Source organism: Mesorhizobium sp. ISC15, assembly GCF_037162615.1.
In the GTDB taxonomy this organism is placed as follows: domain Bacteria; phylum Pseudomonadota; class Alphaproteobacteria; order Rhizobiales; family Rhizobiaceae; genus Mesorhizobium; species Mesorhizobium mediterraneum.
Genome location: NZ_JAVSPX010000003.1, coordinates 13,749 through 28,438, shown reverse-complemented (window position 1 = coordinate 28,438; position 14,690 = coordinate 13,749). Strand labels below are relative to the sequence as shown.

Genomic DNA, 14,690 nt, shown 5'->3' with positions numbered 1-14,690 from the left:
GCCTGCATGTCGCTCAGAGCCCCCCGCAGAGTTGATACCTATCCTGACCGTGATCTCAACTGCCAGATGTCAATCCAGTGCACTCTCCTGGACCTGCGGGAAAATGTGGCTGCGGCTGGAGGGAGCGGAAGAAATCGCGGCTGCGTTCTATGAGCTCGCGGACAACCACCTGACCGGGTTGCGCGAGAATGCCCGTCTTGGAGGCTCGGAGCATCGCGAAGACCGGGAACTCTCATCGGCCTGTCTTTCTTACAAGAAACTCGTCAACCGACCGGTCTTCGCGAATTCCCTTGAATGACGGATGCCGGAGCAGGTGGTCCTCGGTCCAACCGCGATATTCGACGTCGACGACGACCTCCGGCCGGACCCAGACTGCGCCCTTTACGTTCAGCCCAGAGACTGGTGACCTCTCCACTTGGATGGAATCGAGACGTCGTCTCATCTCCGCTCCGGTGCGTGCATTGAAGCCTGTGCCAACGCCGCCGGCGAAGACCAAATCTCCGTCCTCAACATTCGCCAGAAGTACGCTTCCCAGACCGCCGTAACTATTGCCGGGCTCGTAGCCGATAACGATGAACTCATCACTCAGCACGCATTTTGTCTTCACCCATTCTTGGCGGCGGCCGGATCGATATGGACTGCTGCGCAGCTTGGAAACGATGCCCTCGAAGCCGAAATGGCAGACTTGTGCGAGAATGTCGCTGCCGCCGCTGATCTCGTCGCTCAAAACGATGCCGTTCGGCGGTGTCTCACCCAGCAGATTAACTAGCGCTTCTCGCCGATCGACGAGTGGCCGATCGCGAAGATCCTCGCCGTCGATCTTGAGCAGGTCGAAGACAGCAAGCATGATGTCCTGACGTCTCCCGCCGCGGCCAAGAGCCCGCTGAAGACTGGAAAAGTGCGACAAGCCCTTCTCGTCGGCGACGAACGCCTCACCGTCGATAATCGCGTCCGTGGCGTCGAGCTCGGCCACCGCCGAGACGATGGTTGGAAACCTGACGGTCCAGTCGTGGAGGTTGCGTGTAAGGATTTTGACCTTGCCTCTGTCGAGATAGACGCCGATCCGATAGCCGTCCCATTTGATCTCGTGCAGCCAGTTAGCGCCTTGCGGGACGCGATCAACCAGGGTCGGCAGTAGCGGCGGGATCACTCCGGCCGGCACGCTCGGCCGGTCACGGGCGCTGGTAGCTCGACGCGCCCATGTCATGATGCCTTCCGATCCCTTGATCTGAAAAGCGCGAATGTCACGCGGTCGTCATCCCATACCTTCGCCACATCGACTATGGTCAGACGATCGCCCGGCCCGATCTTGGGAAACGGCAAACATCGAGCCGGTGCGGTTGAACAAGCGAATTGCCGCCAATGTCTCGCGATCATCCATGGTGTCGCCCCAGCTGTTGACGATCGACTGGACTTCCCAGCTATTGCCGTGCTTCGCCCTGGCAACGGCAAGCTCGCGCCGGACGGCCTCATCGAGGCAAATGACCGCGGTCTCGCTCATGTCGAGAGAATATACAGCGGTCAAATTTGTTCCAGCACCTTGAACGCAATAGGCAGTGGCCGGAGTCTCCTCTCTCACAATGACAGAGAGGGGGTGTCGCCGGCTTTCAGTGATGAGTTTTCGTATTCTCCGACCAGTGCGTTGCCAGCGAGCCGGGATCCAGATACCGGCCGATCGATCGTAGATAGGCAACGATTTCCAGCATGAGGAAATCGCGATCGCCGTAAGTCTCCTCGATCTTCTTTATCTTCGGCATGACAACTTCCCGTTCTGCCGGCGTCAGGTCGACGTCCCCGACTACATATCCGTGATGGCCGATGGCGCAGATGTCGCAGCCTGCCTTGATGATCGCTTCAACAAACGTCGGAACCTCGCTCGCCTTCATGAGCCGCTTGTTACTTGCCGCCATGAATGTCACTCCCGTTTGCAACCTGAACAGCAGCAGAGAATGATGGCGCGGCTGGCGCCGCGCCGTCATAGCCGCTGCCGTCTTCGTCAATCTCTTTCGTCTTAAGGTGGTGAAGAAAGCTCAGAATGGCTTGAAGCGTGAGCCCGTCAAAGCTCGCCAGCTTTTCAATAATCGCCATACGAGTCTCCGCTTCGACCTGGTCCTCACCCCAAAGATGTGGCGCGACCGGAAACAGGATCTCCTCCGGTGAAATGCTCAGCACCTCGCAGATGTGAAGGAGCCGGCCGACAGTCAGCCGCGAAACCGCGTTTTCGTAGCGATTGTAAACCTGGTCGCTGAGCCCGAGCATCGGCGCCAGCTTTGATCGCGGGATTTTCCGTCAGTCGCGAGTGTTGCGAAGACTGGTGCTGATCTTTTTTTCGATTTCGGCGCTTAGCTCCAGTTCGCCGAAGCTGGTTTTCCGATAGATCGGCTTGTCAAATTGTGGATCGTTGATCTGCTGTAAACCGAGGTGAGAAATCCATTCTTCGAAAGAAGGTCCTGCCATTGCTCCTGCCAAGTGACGTTGATCTTCGGAGTTCGTTCGAATCAATGTAACCGAATTGGTAGACTGAATGCACCTTGAAATCTCGTGATCGTGGCAGAATTTATGGGCACGTCGCTTCGCGAAACCGCTCTATGCCTTCGGCACGGAGCCTTGCCTACAGCCAGTCTCCGCCCATCCGGGTGACGATCGGACGCGCGGCTGCTGCGCAGCCAGAACGCCGTCATCAGTACACCAAATTGGGATATCGCCCGTTTACAGAACGGCCCGAAATCAGCATAGTGCGCCGGCTCGGGCAATACGAGTTGGTGATGGTAAGTCGCTAGCCCTTCTTGCCACTCACCGCGGGAGCCGTCCTGGCGCTAGCCAGTGACGGCTCCTTTCATTTGCGAGTGACGGCCGCGATCGCGGCCGACTTTGTCGCCTCAGAGAGGGAAAGAGGGCTCTGCCCTCTCTCCCTCGCAAGGAAAAAAACGGTCTCCCCGTCCTTCCTCCGCGCGACCAAGTCCGCGCTCCGTGCAGGATCGACGCGGATCCGCATAGCGGATCATGCGCCGCCCCTTCGGCTTCGCCTCGGGCGGGCGAACCCCCTCCGTTTTTTCCCTTGCCTCCCTCTCTCCCGCTGCTCCGCGCGAGCTCGGGAGCAGGAGCGGGGCTCCTGCCCCTTCGGGCACGAGACCGCTTCGCGGAGAAAGAAAGGGCTAGACCATGAAACACACTGCTTACCTACTGGACCCCGAAACCACGATCTTTCGGGCCGTCGGGCTTCCGGCCGGAATCAGCTTCAAACCTATCTATGACCTGATCGGGTGCCGCTTGATCGAGGTCGTGCGCTTTGATGAACGGCATTCCCTGTTCGCTGACGAGGAAGGCTTGCACGACGGCTTAACCGCCTTCACCATCTTTGAAGGATACCCGCAGCCCCTGGCTGGCAAACTCGTTCTCGTCGGCGGTGACGGAAGCGAACCCTACCACTCTCCCCTGATAAGCCTTGAAGACGCTTCGGCGCATTTCAAGTGCTGCCGTCCGGTACTGGACCCGGTGTTTGCGACCCACGACGAGATGACGGCGGGAGGGCTGATCATCTCCGGCGCATTGATGGGCTTGCAGGTCAGGATTGACCGCCGTGCCCCGACCTTTGTCGAAGGAGAGGCATGATGAAAATTGCCATGGTGGAAAACCGAAGCCTCGCCATCGTGACAGGAACCTTCGCCGCAAACATTGCGGCGAAGGACATCGAACACCAGTTCGATGCACTGACCCACTTTCCAGACCGGCGCGCAAACGCCGAGCTTGACGAACTGGCCCACCGACTGAACGAGTTTGCCGGCTACGTCGTGGAGCTGTGGGAAAAGGCGAGCGCACCGAACCCGGAACCAGAGATCGAGGCTTTCACCCGCCGCCACGTCGAGTTGACGCGGCGCTATTGGGCGGCGGAAAGCCGCTGCATGAACTGGTTTATTACCGGACCCGCGCGCTTTCCCGTTGCCCGCAACGAAAAGCGGATGAAGATTTCCGATGCTCGGCGCGCCGATTTTGCCGCGCATTCAGCAGCGGCCCGGAAAGCGGTGAAGCGGAAAGCCTTCCCCCAGGGGGCGGATGACGAGCCGATCCGCTCGGGTGATCCATCTGCGTTGCAACGGATCATGGCGAAGATCGAGGACCTGGCCTTGTCGATCGACAAAATGAAGGCCGCGAACTCCATTATCCGGCGCATGGAAAAAGAGGGCGCCGACGATGCTGCCATGATTGCGGCGATCGTCGCCCAAACCGGCCTCTCGGCGGACGTGGCGGCACGCGGCGTCGTGCTGGCGGACTGGCAATGGAAACGCGGATTCAACACGGCGGGCAACCGTGCAGAAATCCGCCGCCTACAAGGGCGGCTGAAATCTCTGGCTCGGATGCATGAGCGCGGAACGCAAAGCCAAGAGGTCGAGACACAGGCCGGAGCCGTCGAGATCAAGGAAAATGCCGATATAGCGCGCATTCAGATGATCTTTCCCGGCAAGCCCGACGAGACGACGCGGCGGGCGCTGAAGGCCAACGGCTTCCGCTGGTCGCCGTCCCAAGGTGCGTGGCAGCGGCACTTGAACGAGGCGGGGAGATGGGCCGCCGAACGGGTGATGAAGGCGATCAGCGCCGAAGGTGCCGCATGAATGCGGCCCCTTTCGGGCGTCCTGCCCGCCAGATCACCGTATACGATACGCCGTCGCAGCTTGGTGGCAGCTTCACCGTCTCGATTGTCGAGACGCTGGCCGGAAACGCGGTGAAGGTGCGCGTCTGGTACGGACGCGCGACCGCGCAAGGCTGGGAGGCGTGGAAGGATTGGGACGGCTACACGTTCCAGACCAACCGTGCCACACTCAGCAATGAACGGACAATGCCGCTCTTTCGGGCGGATCGATCCTGATAGGAATGGTGGCGCTCGCGCGCCACCATTCTTGCTTTTCTTACGTGAATTACGTATTGTAGGTACTTCAAAAGGAAGTACGGCGATGAAGCAGTTCACATTCTCGGACATGAATCGCGTGTCAGGCGAAATCCTCGAAACGGCATTGATCGAGCCGGTGGCCCTGACCAAGCGCGGCAAGGAAAAGCTCGTCATCCTGTCGGCTGCTCAGTACCACCAGCTCGTCGGCCAGCCGCATTCGGTCGCCTATACGCTCGAGGGCGCACCAGATGAAGTCCACAATGAACTCATGACTGGACTGGATGCAATAATTTCCGGCGACACGCCCGATGCTTAAAGCCGGCGATCTGCTCCGATATTATTACCTATGGGCGCGGGAAGCAGACGCCGGCGAGGAATCCGGACGCAAGGCGAGGCCGGTTTGCATCGTTGTCCGGACGCCAGTAACGCCCGCAGCCTTGTTTCTCTTTCCGCTGACTTCGCAAAAACCCGACCGGTCGCGCCCGCATCTCGCCATCAGCGAAATCGAATGCCGCCGCGGCGGCCTCGACTATCCGTCATGGCTGATCCTGGACGAATATAACCGGGTGCAGGTCGATGAAGCCTATGATCTGGTGACGACGACGCCGATCGGCGCGTTCAGTCCCGCATTTATCCGCAAGATTGCTGGCGTGATCAAAGAGACGGCGGCGCAGCGTCGATTGCGCGGCATCGTTCGCAAATAGCCGGACTGATTTTCTTGGCAGGCCTCCGGTCCTTACCCGCATCGAGCGGGCCAGGACCGGAGCGAGGGGCGCCCCTCCGCCTCTCCCCTCGCACTCCCCTCCCCGACCACGGCCGCCGCTCCGTTTCACGATACGGGGTCACTTCAGCCTGTCGTCATTGTCGGCAAGTCGAACGCCGTAGCCAGGTCTTGGACGACTCCAGCGAGAAGGCGATGGAGAACCGGCCTGCGGCCGGTTGGCGATTTGCCGATTGATGATGCTGATAGGCGGCCGGGGCTACGAAGGCCGCGTTATCCGGCAGCTCCAAAGTGGCGGTTCGCAATCTTTATGCTGCGCACGATACGGCAGGCCCTGCCCCGGCGCGCAACCCTAAAGGGTTCTCCTCTGCGCTTCGCTCAGTTGCGACCGCTGACGCGGTGCACTTGGCAGTTCCAGCCGAATTCGAGTTTCGCGATTGCGCACAACCACTTTGGAGGATCTACCTCATGAAAACGCTCGTAACCTTCTGCCAGAAGACCGGCCGCCGCCTTCGTCGGTACATCAATCGGCAAATCGCCAAGCTGTCCCATAAGGGCGGCCAGCTTAAAATCTCCGCCGCCTTTTCGCTTCCGTTCCTCGCCAAGGTCGAGGTCAGCTATCAGGCCGAGTTCGACGGAAAGGCCGACAATGACGACAGGCTGAAGTGACCGACGGCGCCGCGCCCTGCCAAGCAGGGCGCGGCTTCCTGAGGGTTCGGCTTGACTCTTTTGTTCTTATTTTGTTCACTGTGGCATGCGCACGAAAGAGAGGTGTCCAATGTACAAGGAAACTCCCCTGACAGTGGCTGAGGAAGTCGCACTGCAGCATGCGGCCGAAAAGCTGATTGCACGCCACGGCGGCGACATGCTGAAAGCTCTCAAGGCTGCGATGCTCCACAACGGCTATCTCGAAGGCCAGATCGAACAGATCGCCGAAGCAGTTCCGGGGCTCATCAATATCCACTACGACGGCCCTATGGCTTCGAACTAGGCGGCCTGATGCATGCCGAGAAATTACCCGGCCAAGATGACGATCTGGAGCGCGACGTCGACGCCGTCATCGTCTCCTGTGACGGCGACGCAAGAGCCGCGGTTCGCGCCCTGATCGTCCAGGTCGCCTACCTGGAGCGCGAGATTCAATATTTTCGGGTCGCGGTCTCCTCAGGCTTCAGCCGGCAGTGGCATCACAAGAGATGGGAGATCGAAACTGATGCCGGGTCGGAGGATGGGTGAGCTATCTTACTCAGCGATCGACCGCGCCTACCCACATCAGGTGGCGCTGCCAGACGACATTTGCTGCATGCATAACCTGACCCTGATCATGGAATTTTGCGGGAAACGCGGTCTCATCCATCTGACGCGACACGTCACGGCAATGTGGCCGAATGGCAAGCAGGAGCACTATCGCCTCCACTGCTTTGCCGATCTTGCATCCGCGGAGCCCTTCAAGGATCATTTCGGCGGTGTGATGTTCGATCCGAAGCGCGATCGCGAGAATGGTCGGGCACGAGGTGCATGGCACCGGAAGGATGAATACAAGAGGATTCTGGAAAGCGGCCCATTAAGAGTGCCGGAAATCTTACGGGATTAGATCATGTGCGGTCGTTACACTCGATATCTGACCTGGTCCGAAATTAGCCGGCTTTACCGGCTCACCACGGACTGGGAGCGGCAGCGCAACGACGCGCCGGCCTACAATATCGCGCCCACTGAGGAAGTTGTTTTCGTTACCGCCAGCGAGGACGGCAACCACAAACTGCGCGAGGGCCGATGGTGGCTCGTGCCCTGGTGGGCGAAGGAGATGCCGAAGGGCTCAATGTTCAACGCACGTTCGGAGACGGCTGACACATCCGGCGCCTTCAAAGATGCATTCAAATCGAAACGCTGTTTGATTCCGGCGGATGGCTTCTACGAATGGACGCAGAGCCCTGCCGACAAAGGACGTGACCCCTGGTACATCTTTCTGCCAGACCACCGGCCATTCTCGTTCGCCGGACTGTGGGCCCGCAATGATAATCTCGGCATCACCAGCTGCACGATTCTGACCGCCGCAGCCCAAGATCCGATGGTCGGTCTGCACGACCGGCAACCGGTGATCCTCGCTCCCGAGATCTACGATGCATGGCTCGATCCAAGGACGCCGGCGGGCGAGGCCAAAGCTCTGCTTTCGCACGATCTAGACGGCCAACTTCAATTCTATCGCGTCGACCGCCAGGTGAACTCGAGCAAGAATAAGGGCGGCGACGAAATGATCACGCCAATCGACATGCGAACCGCGTATGGGATCTGACAGATGAGCGACGATCCTTCATCACAGCCGGTGCCGGCGTCGCCCGCGATAGGGATCTACGAACATTATTGCGAGCATCCGGGATGCACAAAGTGGGGCGGCTGGGGTTTTCCGCGCGGGAAACAGACGATTTGGTTTTGCTGGGACCATCGCGAGGACGGGGAGAACTGAGTCCGGCTCAATTTGAGCGATAGGATCACGGAAGCGTAGAGGTTTTCACCGCTAGGCCAGGCCGCCGATGAAGCCGCTCAGCTCGTCTAGCCGCACCATCGAGAGCCGCACCGCGCCGCGACAGCCGCGCGCCCTGCAGACGGTTTCGCGCTCCAGCTCGTCGATGTAGAGAAATTCACGCTCCGGCGACGTGCAGACGATCGCCCGCGTGAGATAGTGGACGTGGCCGCATTTTTTGCAGCGCGCTTCCAGCTTTTGATTGTCGGCGAGGTCGCCAACGCGGATGTTTCGCTTCCAGCTTTTCACCAGAAATCCTCTGCTGAAGGAATGCGCGTATAGCTGATCTTACCGCCAACGTGGCCGCCAGCCGGCGGCCGCCACTGGCCGAGGCTGACGACCGTGCCGGCATAGCGCGTATTGAGATTGTCGATCGCCTTGCTGGCGTTTTCCCAACGCCGTCGCTGGCAATCGTCATTGAGCAGCAAATCGAGCTGGCGTTCATGTGATGGTGACAAGTCGTAGAGCGTGACGCCAATCCGAAAAATCATCAGGCCGCGCGGGTGATCCTTCCGTACCTGGTCCCACAGTTCCGAAAGCGCCGACAGTATGGCCTGATCGTCGTTGACGACCGGCAAATGACGCTTTCCCATCCAAGACCCCTCTCGGATCGACAGCCAAAGCCACAAGCCCCCCGCATAGAAGTTTTCTCGTCTCAGCCGCCGCGCCGCTTTGATCAGCAGCAGGCGCGAGATTTCGCGCGCGCCGGGGATCGTCCGCGACTCCGGCGGAAGGACGCGGCCATGTCCGAACATGCCACGGCTCGAGGCGGGTGCTTGGATGTCATAACCGTGCAGCGCGTACCAAAGGCGCTCTCCGGTAACATTGCCCCAAAGCTTGCGCATATGCTTCGCTTGGACATTATAAAGCTGTTCCGTCGTGAAGATGCCGGCACGATAGAGCCGCTTTGCCATGTTGCCGCCGACACCTGGAATGTCTTCCATCGTGACGACGAGCAGCGCAGCCGGAAGGTCTTCCGGCCGCCAGATCGTCAGCCCGTCACCATATCGGCCGCCATCGCGCTTGCCAGCCTTGCAGGCAATTTTCGCGAGCTGCCGGTTGGCCGCAAACCCGATCGTGCAAGTGATCCATGGTCCGACATTTTCGGCAATAGTCGCTTTGATCTTCGCCGCCAGAGCGAGCGGGTCAGATCGGCCCGCTTCGTCGAGGCGGCACGTCAGCTCATCGATCGACTTCGCCGTGTCGATCGGAATGACCGTTTCAATTTCCGATAGGAGCGCATTATGTGCCCGGCGATACAAATCCGGCTTTTGCGGAACCAGAACGAGCTCCGGGCAAAGCCGCCTCGCCTCGTTGATGGGCATGACATTCTTGACGCCATAAGCTTTCGCTTCGCGGCTGCATGCGATCACGGCCGTTCTATCCGTTCCCTCGAAGGGAACAACACCGACCGGCCGACCGCGCAGGCGTCGGTCGCACTGCTGTTCGACCGACGCGAAAAAGCCGTCGAAATCCAAATAGAGCCGTTCGATGGTTTCCGGCTTGCGCATGGTTGCTCCTGTCGTAGGAACAGAAGCAGAACACCCGCCGCCGGTTCCCCGTCAAGAGGAATTTTTTCTTATGCGCTATTTGTCTGGCGCGCTCCTGCAGCATCCATGAATCGCAGCCCGCGATCAGTCAGGCCGAGAGACGTGCGGCTCCCCGCTGTCAAAACGGAATGCTGGACCACCGCAAGCTTATGATCGAGCAAAACCCTGACACGGCGCCACGGCAAATCGAGTTCTTCTCCGCACGCGATTAACTCCATGTCAGCCAGGGCATTGCGCCGTTGATCATCCGTCATAGGCGGCGCTGCATGCCAGTCTATCGAGCTCATTTCGTTTTCCAAACCTGATTTTTCGCCCGCTTTCCTACCTGAGATATTCCGCGCCTACCTGCGATATTCCGCGTCGGACAGCAATTTTACAACCAGTGTGGTGAAAATCCGACCCTGGTGCCCAAAACGAAACTCCATCGGGTGCCAATTGTGTTGTAAAGCGACATTGTATTTGAGGGATGCGGCTGCGGCTTCGACGACAGTATCGTCTAATCGCTCGTAGCTGTCGTCAAGCGGCCGAGTTGCGATGTCCCACTTGGCTCACGGCTATCCCTTGACCTCCCTTCAGGGATGGTCGGCAAATGGGGGGATACAAGTGCGCATAGTTTATCTGGAAATCCAGAACTTCCGCGGAATCAAATCTCTCGATTGGGCGCCCGCGGCGGGCATGAACTGTCTGATTGGCCCCGGCGACTCCACCAAAACGACCATCCTGGATGCCATCGAGCTATGTCTAAATCCTCGTTCCTATAGCTTCGCGGAAGATTGCGACTTCTTCGACCTTGATATCGAGAAGCCGGTACGGATCACCGTCACGTTGGCTGGGCTACCCGGCGACTTCAAGGCCGAAGACCGTTACGGACTTCACCTCCGCGGCTGGAACCAAAACGCCACGAAGATCGAGGAAGAGCCCGGCGCAGGTCTGGAAGATGCTCTCACCATCACAGTGGTTATCGATCAATCGCTGGAGGCGCGCTGGTCGATCCACAATGATCGCATTGATGCCACCGAAAAGGATCCGCCTACTGTACGTTACAAAGACACCAAACGAATGGGCACCAATCGCTTGGGGCCATATGCCGAACGACATCTCGGTTGGGGCCGAACCTCCGTCTTGACACGGATTGGCGAGGCCGGTGAAGGGTACAGCCTTCAACTGGCAGAAGCCGGCCGCGCAGCTCGCACAGCCTTCAGGGCCGGTGATCAAGGTATTTTCAAGAAAGCCGTGGACCGGGCCGAGGAGCTCAGCAAGCTATTCTCTGTCCCTGTCCGCGGGAAATTCACAGCCGAACTGGACGTTCAGGGCGTCAGTATTACCTCTGGCGGAATTGCGTTGCACGACGGCAACCTTCCACTCCGTCGGCTCGGTACAGGTTCCTCTCGCCTTCTCGTCTCAGCGCTTCAGCACGACGCCGGGCCGCCCCATATCGCCATCGTCGACGAAATCGAGCATGGCCTGGAACCGCATCGCGTCGCCCGTCTGCTCAAGTATCTCAAAACGCCAAAGGGCGCGGACGGTGCGGCGCAGCCACAGATGTTCGTGACGACACACTCACCAGTCGTAATTCGCGAGCTAACCGCTTCAGACATTTTTGCGGTTCGATCATCGGCGGGCGTTACAACAGTCGCATCAGTTTCGCGTCTGGCAAAAGATCCCGACACGGCGCAACGCCACCTTCGCCGAACGCCAGAGGCCTTCCTTGCGCGCAAGGTTCTCGTTGGCGAGGGGCGGACGGAGCAAGGCCTTATGCGAGGGTTGGACGGTTGGTGGCATGCCAGCGGGCAAGATTCGTTCGCGTTGCAGGGAGCCGTTCCCATCGATGGTGGCGGCAAGGATAAGGCTCCTATGATCGCCGAGCATCTCCGTGACCTCGGATATGAGGTCTGGCTTCTCCTGGATTCTGACAAGCCTCCCAACGCTGAAGCGTTACGACGAGCAACCGACAAAGGCGCAATCTTGTGGCAATGGCCGGACAATTGCTCAACCGAGCAACGGCTGTTCCTCGACCTGCCTTGGACCGGCGTGAGAGCACTGATCGCCCTTGCAATCGACTGCGTCGGACAAGACAGCGTCATTGCCGTCCTCGACAACGCCTTGGAGGCAGCCGACCTTCCGACTGTGTCCGCTGCTAAGCTGGGCCTGGAGCGCGACACCGTGGACATGCGGCGATTGATTGGCAAAGTCGCCAACGACAAGAGCTGGTTTAAGGACATTTCACGCGGCGAAGGGCTAGCATCAATCGTCGGTCAGCATCTCGATGCTGTAGCTGCGACACCACTCGCCAAAGGGCTCGGCGCCATGCGGGAATGGGTCGATGGCGCCTGAAGTCGATGCAGAGATCGCACAATTGGCGGCGGGCGTACGGAGCGGAAGCATCATCGCGGCCGCGGGCTGCGGGAAGACCGAACAGATCGCCCGTGCGGTGAGCGTATCCGAACATCGACGGCTCATTCTCACGCACACACATGCCGGCGTCGACGCTCTCACACGACGTCTAAAGAAACTTCACATTCCGAGCGGCAAATATCGCATCAATACTATCGCGGGCTGGTGTCTGCGGTTTGCGGCTTCCTTTCCCAAGCGCTCCGGGATCGTTTCAACCTCACCCAGCTCCACTGCGGAGTGGGACGCCGTTTATGCTGCCGGAGCCCGTCTACTTGATAGCGGTGCCGTGGATGGTGTGATCAGGTCTTCATACGGCGGCTGCTTCGTTGACGAGTATCAAGATTGCACCCTCCAACAGCACGAAGTGATCAAACGGCTCGCCAATCATCTGCCAACATGTATTTTTGGCGACCCGCTCCAAGCGATCTTCGACTTCCGGGGCCAGGCGCCGGTTAGTTGGGAGAAGGATGTCTTTCCGTTCTTCGGACAAGCCGCCGAACTCGTCACTCCATGGCGATGGAAGAATGCGGAGAATGAACATCTGGCGGAATGGCTTCGAGCCGTGCGGCTCGCGCTTCAGAAGGGCGAGATTCTTGATCTAAGCACTCGCCCAGATTGCGTGACTTGGACCGCCTTGCCCGCCGATCCGAGTCATCAACAAGCTACGATAGTTCGGCAGTGCCTCGAATCTATGCGTGACGTCCATCTGGGAAACCTCATTGTCATCGGCGACAGCGCCAGCGAAAGTCGTCGATCGGCCCTGGCGCAGAAGCTCGCTCAGCAAGGATTCGTCAATATCGAGGCCGTCGGCTGTAAAACACTTTTCGCCACGGCTAGAGCGATCGATGGCTCGGTCGGACAAGCTCGTTTCCAGATGCTCTTGGACTTCGCAGCCAAATGTATGACCGGAGCCGACAAAGCCGAACTCCAACGTGCCGTTGACGCTCGCCAACGGGGTCGTCGCTTGGGGCAGGCGAAATTCGGCGATCTTTTGCCGCTCACCGATGCCGTCATCCAGGACGGCGGCGATACCTCGATGCTTGCCTTTCTGAAGGCGCTGCGAGATCGCCCAGGCGTCCGTATCTATCGCCGTGAAATGTTCTTCGCGATGCAATCGGCCCTTCAGACCACCACAACTGCCCAACCCCCGAACTTACGCGCGTCGATCTGGGAGGTTCAGAATCGAAGTCGTCATGCCGGCCGCCGACTGGGTAACCGGAATATTGGAAGCACGCTGTTGGTGAAAGGCTTGGAGTTTGATCGAGCCATCGTAACCTCAACCGACGCAATGAGTGGCAAGGATTGGTATGTAGCGCTGACACGCGCGACGAAGACTATGCGCATCATATCGCCGAGTGTCCGTTTCACGCCGGCGGCGTAAAAGAACAACAGCTTTGCGGAAGCGCTCACGCAAAGACAAATGGCGACACATTCGTAACAAACAATGCAGGTCATCCTGGGAGGCTACATGGCAACTACGGCTTACTCGAAACACTACGCTCGTGAGATCGACGTGGAGCAACTCGCCTGGTTGCTGAGCGGAAGGCAACCCGATGCCAGTGAACAGGTTTCTGAAATAGATTCCAAATGGAGCGAATGGATTCGCTCGGACGTTCAGTGTTCCTCGTGCGGCAGGATCGGCGCTCATGTCGTGCGTTCGGCTCGCTCGCGTGGAACGCAAAAGGTGATCCGGCAATCGCACTTCCGGTTCCTTGGACAGGATGGAAACGACGCGCATCATCCTTTCTGTGAATTCTATGGCGAAGATGATGGCGTGCTCAGCCAGCCCGATGGACTCGTGAATCTCGGGTCAGAGAGATCCGCAGAGACACGACTGATCCGGGAACTCGTGTGCAAAGGCATCGAGCAGAATCTGTTCGATCAATCGACGATCCGCGCCATGCGCCAATGGTTTTTCGAACTCAAAGCATCAAGCCGCTTCCGGATGACGGTTACGCCGGAGCAAGTAGAGTGGGCGCGGTGCCTCCGGCGCCACGCGCATTACCAGCGTTGGACCTTCCATCCCGCTCAGGCAGAAATGCCAGGCTTCGATTGGGCAGCGGCGGCAAAATACCAGTTCACAGAAGAGCACCTCCCGCTTTTCGAACTCCTAAGGGAGACGCCGGTCGAGGCCACTCATTGGCGCCGAGCTCAGGAGTTGACTATCAGGCACAAGGACCAGGAGGTTTTTGACCTCAGCGCCCTGCGACCGCACTACGACGCAGCTCTGACACTCTGCCGTTTTGTCGCAAAGAACGCTGGCATCAAGTTCAGCCCGACCGACCCTGATTCTTATAGGTGGAAGGGGCCGCCCGTCCCCCTCCTTGCGCTCTGCGGACTCTCGCTGTTTGTCTCAAGCTGGGACATGAATGCTGCCATCGCAATGTTTGCCAAGCTCTTGAGGTCGCCAGCCCCTGCTGACCTGTCTCGTGGCAACGTCATCGGACTAAACCCATTTCACGAATACACACCTTGGCGCCTGGTCCAGGTGTCAGCTGATATCGCATCGAGCAGCTTCGATGGTCAGGACTATCCCGGCCGGCTAGCTGCGATAGAAGCAAAGCTGCGCGAGCAACACCGTCTATGGAAACTGCAGAATCCATAAAAGTCCCGGCCATGCTT

Annotated in this window: 22 protein-coding genes; 14 read left to right on the top strand and 8 right to left on the bottom strand. The window is 59.0% G+C overall.

The annotated features are described in order from the left end of the window. Positions 1 to 232: 232 nt before the first annotated feature. The 5 genes from ligD to RPG13_RS34135 all read right to left on the bottom strand — a co-directional run bounded on the left by ligD (position 233) and on the right by RPG13_RS34135 (position 2,457). Complete coding sequence (gene ligD / locus RPG13_RS34155; protein ID WP_337127204.1) at positions 233 to 1,207, bottom strand: non-homologous end-joining DNA ligase; 975 nt, start codon at positions 1,205 to 1,207, stop codon at positions 233 to 235. Between the two features lie 48 nt (positions 1,208 to 1,255). Then, positions 1,256 to 1,525, bottom strand: coding sequence for a hypothetical protein (locus RPG13_RS34150; protein WP_337127203.1), 270 nt, complete (start codon positions 1,523 to 1,525; stop codon positions 1,256 to 1,258). Positions 1,526 to 1,607: 82 nt separating this feature from the next. Next, the gene (locus tag RPG13_RS34145; RefSeq protein WP_337127202.1) at positions 1,608 to 1,910 is read right to left on the bottom strand and encodes a hypothetical protein; all 303 of its coding nucleotides are present in this window, start codon (positions 1,908 to 1,910) and stop codon (positions 1,608 to 1,610) included. After that, on the bottom strand, positions 1,897 to 2,259 hold the full coding sequence (locus RPG13_RS34140; protein WP_442921410.1) for a hypothetical protein: 363 nt from the start codon (positions 2,257 to 2,259) through the stop codon (positions 1,897 to 1,899). The genes RPG13_RS34145 and RPG13_RS34140 overlap by 14 nt, the downstream gene beginning before the upstream one ends. Positions 2,260 to 2,289: 30 nt before the next feature. Further along, positions 2,290 to 2,457, bottom strand: coding sequence for a hypothetical protein (locus tag RPG13_RS34135; protein WP_337127201.1), 168 nt, complete (start codon positions 2,455 to 2,457; stop codon positions 2,290 to 2,292). Positions 2,458 to 3,162: 705 nt separating this feature from the next. Between RPG13_RS34135 and RPG13_RS34130 the strand changes: the two genes are divergently transcribed. From RPG13_RS34130 to RPG13_RS35090, 11 genes are all read left to right on the top strand, one after another. After that, complete coding sequence (locus RPG13_RS34130; protein ID WP_337127200.1) at positions 3,163 to 3,612, top strand: DUF3846 domain-containing protein; 450 nt, start codon at positions 3,163 to 3,165, stop codon at positions 3,610 to 3,612. After that, entirely contained in the window at positions 3,612 to 4,610 is a 999-nt protein-coding gene (locus RPG13_RS34125; protein WP_337127199.1) for a hypothetical protein, read from the top strand. Before RPG13_RS34130 ends, RPG13_RS34125 begins: the two co-directional genes overlap by 1 nt. Next, positions 4,607 to 4,864 (top strand): hypothetical protein, encoded by a 258-nt coding sequence (locus tag RPG13_RS34120; RefSeq protein WP_337127198.1) that lies wholly within the window; start codon positions 4,607 to 4,609, stop codon positions 4,862 to 4,864. The genes RPG13_RS34125 and RPG13_RS34120 overlap by 4 nt, the downstream gene beginning before the upstream one ends. Before the next feature lie 85 nt (positions 4,865 to 4,949). Next, a complete protein-coding gene (locus RPG13_RS34115; protein WP_337127197.1) occupies positions 4,950 to 5,201 on the top strand; it encodes a prevent-host-death protein in 252 nt (83 codons plus the stop codon). Then, positions 5,194 to 5,589 carry a hypothetical protein gene (locus RPG13_RS34110; RefSeq protein ID WP_337127196.1) on the top strand — a complete coding sequence of 132 codons (396 nt, stop codon included), beginning with the start codon at positions 5,194 to 5,196 and terminating at the stop codon, positions 5,587 to 5,589. Before RPG13_RS34115 ends, RPG13_RS34110 begins: the two co-directional genes overlap by 8 nt. A gap of 485 nt (positions 5,590 to 6,074) precedes the next feature. Further along, entirely contained in the window at positions 6,075 to 6,275 is a 201-nt protein-coding gene (locus RPG13_RS34105; protein WP_337127195.1) for a hypothetical protein, read from the top strand. Between the two features lie 109 nt (positions 6,276 to 6,384). Further along, positions 6,385 to 6,597: a hypothetical protein gene (locus RPG13_RS34100; protein ID WP_337127194.1), complete on the top strand. Its 213-nt coding sequence runs from the start codon at positions 6,385 to 6,387 to the stop codon at positions 6,595 to 6,597. A gap of 8 nt (positions 6,598 to 6,605) precedes the next feature. Then, positions 6,606 to 6,839, top strand: a complete 234-nt coding sequence (locus RPG13_RS34095) for a hypothetical protein (protein WP_287320612.1) — start codon at positions 6,606 to 6,608, stop codon at positions 6,837 to 6,839. After that, positions 6,832 to 7,197: a hypothetical protein gene (locus tag RPG13_RS34090; RefSeq protein WP_337127193.1), complete on the top strand. Its 366-nt coding sequence runs from the start codon at positions 6,832 to 6,834 to the stop codon at positions 7,195 to 7,197. Before RPG13_RS34095 ends, RPG13_RS34090 begins: the two co-directional genes overlap by 8 nt. A 3-nt stretch (positions 7,198 to 7,200) precedes the next feature. Continuing rightward, positions 7,201 to 7,896, top strand: coding sequence for an SOS response-associated peptidase (locus RPG13_RS34085; protein WP_337127192.1), 696 nt, complete (start codon positions 7,201 to 7,203; stop codon positions 7,894 to 7,896). Positions 7,897 to 7,899: 3 nt separating this feature from the next. After that, positions 7,900 to 8,067 (top strand): hypothetical protein, encoded by a 168-nt coding sequence (locus tag RPG13_RS35090; protein ID WP_442921409.1) that lies wholly within the window; start codon positions 7,900 to 7,902, stop codon positions 8,065 to 8,067. Positions 8,068 to 8,118: 51 nt separating this feature from the next. Here RPG13_RS35090 and RPG13_RS34080 read toward each other — a convergent pair whose 3' ends face one another. The 3 genes from RPG13_RS34080 to RPG13_RS34070 all read right to left on the bottom strand — a co-directional run bounded on the left by RPG13_RS34080 (position 8,119) and on the right by RPG13_RS34070 (position 9,961). After that, entirely contained in the window at positions 8,119 to 8,373 is a 255-nt protein-coding gene (locus RPG13_RS34080) for a hypothetical protein (RefSeq protein ID WP_287208911.1), read from the bottom strand. After that, positions 8,370 to 9,635, bottom strand: a complete 1,266-nt coding sequence (locus RPG13_RS34075; RefSeq protein WP_337127191.1) for a Y-family DNA polymerase — start codon at positions 9,633 to 9,635, stop codon at positions 8,370 to 8,372. Before RPG13_RS34075 ends, RPG13_RS34080 begins: the two co-directional genes overlap by 4 nt. A gap of 68 nt (positions 9,636 to 9,703) precedes the next feature. Next, positions 9,704 to 9,961, bottom strand: a complete 258-nt coding sequence (locus RPG13_RS34070; protein WP_337127190.1) for a hypothetical protein — start codon at positions 9,959 to 9,961, stop codon at positions 9,704 to 9,706. A 316-nt stretch (positions 9,962 to 10,277) separates the two neighbouring features. On the opposite strand from RPG13_RS34070, the gene RPG13_RS34065 reads away from it, so the two are divergent. From RPG13_RS34065 to RPG13_RS34055, 3 genes are all read left to right on the top strand, one after another. After that, positions 10,278 to 12,008 (top strand): ATP-dependent nuclease, encoded by a 1,731-nt coding sequence (locus RPG13_RS34065; protein WP_337127189.1) that lies wholly within the window; start codon positions 10,278 to 10,280, stop codon positions 12,006 to 12,008. Next, entirely contained in the window at positions 11,998 to 13,449 is a 1,452-nt protein-coding gene (locus RPG13_RS34060) for a UvrD-helicase domain-containing protein (protein ID WP_287320621.1), read from the top strand. Before RPG13_RS34065 ends, RPG13_RS34060 begins: the two co-directional genes overlap by 11 nt. 87 nt (positions 13,450 to 13,536) lie before the next feature. Beyond that, the gene (locus RPG13_RS34055) at positions 13,537 to 14,673 is read left to right on the top strand and encodes a hypothetical protein (RefSeq protein ID WP_337127188.1); all 1,137 of its coding nucleotides are present in this window, start codon (positions 13,537 to 13,539) and stop codon (positions 14,671 to 14,673) included. The last annotated feature ends 17 nt before the right edge of the window (positions 14,674 to 14,690 follow it).

Coding starts and splice junctions, on each gene's coding strand:
- ligD (WP_337127204.1), bottom strand. CDS start 1,207: ATGACATGGGCGCGTCGAGCTACCAGCGCCCGTGACCGGCCGAGCGTG.
- RPG13_RS34145 (WP_337127202.1), bottom strand. CDS start 1,910: ATGGCGGCAAGTAACAAGCGGCTCATGAAGGCGAGCGAGGTTCCGACG.
- RPG13_RS34140 (WP_442921410.1), bottom strand. CDS start 2,259: ATGCTCGGGCTCAGCGACCAGGTTTACAATCGCTACGAAAACGCGGTT.
- RPG13_RS34135 (WP_337127201.1), bottom strand. CDS start 2,457: ATGGCAGGACCTTCTTTCGAAGAATGGATTTCTCACCTCGGTTTACAG.
- RPG13_RS34130 (WP_337127200.1), top strand. CDS start 3,163: ATGAAACACACTGCTTACCTACTGGACCCCGAAACCACGATCTTTCGG.
- RPG13_RS34125 (WP_337127199.1), top strand. CDS start 3,612: ATGAAAATTGCCATGGTGGAAAACCGAAGCCTCGCCATCGTGACAGGA.
- RPG13_RS34120 (WP_337127198.1), top strand. CDS start 4,607: ATGAATGCGGCCCCTTTCGGGCGTCCTGCCCGCCAGATCACCGTATAC.
- RPG13_RS34115 (WP_337127197.1), top strand. CDS start 4,950: ATGAAGCAGTTCACATTCTCGGACATGAATCGCGTGTCAGGCGAAATC.
- RPG13_RS34110 (WP_337127196.1), top strand. CDS start 5,194: ATGCTTAAAGCCGGCGATCTGCTCCGATATTATTACCTATGGGCGCGG.
- RPG13_RS34105 (WP_337127195.1), top strand. CDS start 6,075: ATGAAAACGCTCGTAACCTTCTGCCAGAAGACCGGCCGCCGCCTTCGT.
- RPG13_RS34100 (WP_337127194.1), top strand. CDS start 6,385: ATGTACAAGGAAACTCCCCTGACAGTGGCTGAGGAAGTCGCACTGCAG.
- RPG13_RS34095 (WP_287320612.1), top strand. CDS start 6,606: ATGCATGCCGAGAAATTACCCGGCCAAGATGACGATCTGGAGCGCGAC.
- RPG13_RS34090 (WP_337127193.1), top strand. CDS start 6,832: ATGGGTGAGCTATCTTACTCAGCGATCGACCGCGCCTACCCACATCAG.
- RPG13_RS34085 (WP_337127192.1), top strand. CDS start 7,201: ATGTGCGGTCGTTACACTCGATATCTGACCTGGTCCGAAATTAGCCGG.
- RPG13_RS35090 (WP_442921409.1), top strand. CDS start 7,900: ATGAGCGACGATCCTTCATCACAGCCGGTGCCGGCGTCGCCCGCGATA.
- RPG13_RS34075 (WP_337127191.1), bottom strand. CDS start 9,635: ATGCGCAAGCCGGAAACCATCGAACGGCTCTATTTGGATTTCGACGGC.
- RPG13_RS34070 (WP_337127190.1), bottom strand. CDS start 9,961: ATGAGCTCGATAGACTGGCATGCAGCGCCGCCTATGACGGATGATCAA.
- RPG13_RS34060 (WP_287320621.1), top strand. CDS start 11,998: ATGGCGCCTGAAGTCGATGCAGAGATCGCACAATTGGCGGCGGGCGTA.
- RPG13_RS34055 (WP_337127188.1), top strand. CDS start 13,537: ATGGCAACTACGGCTTACTCGAAACACTACGCTCGTGAGATCGACGTG.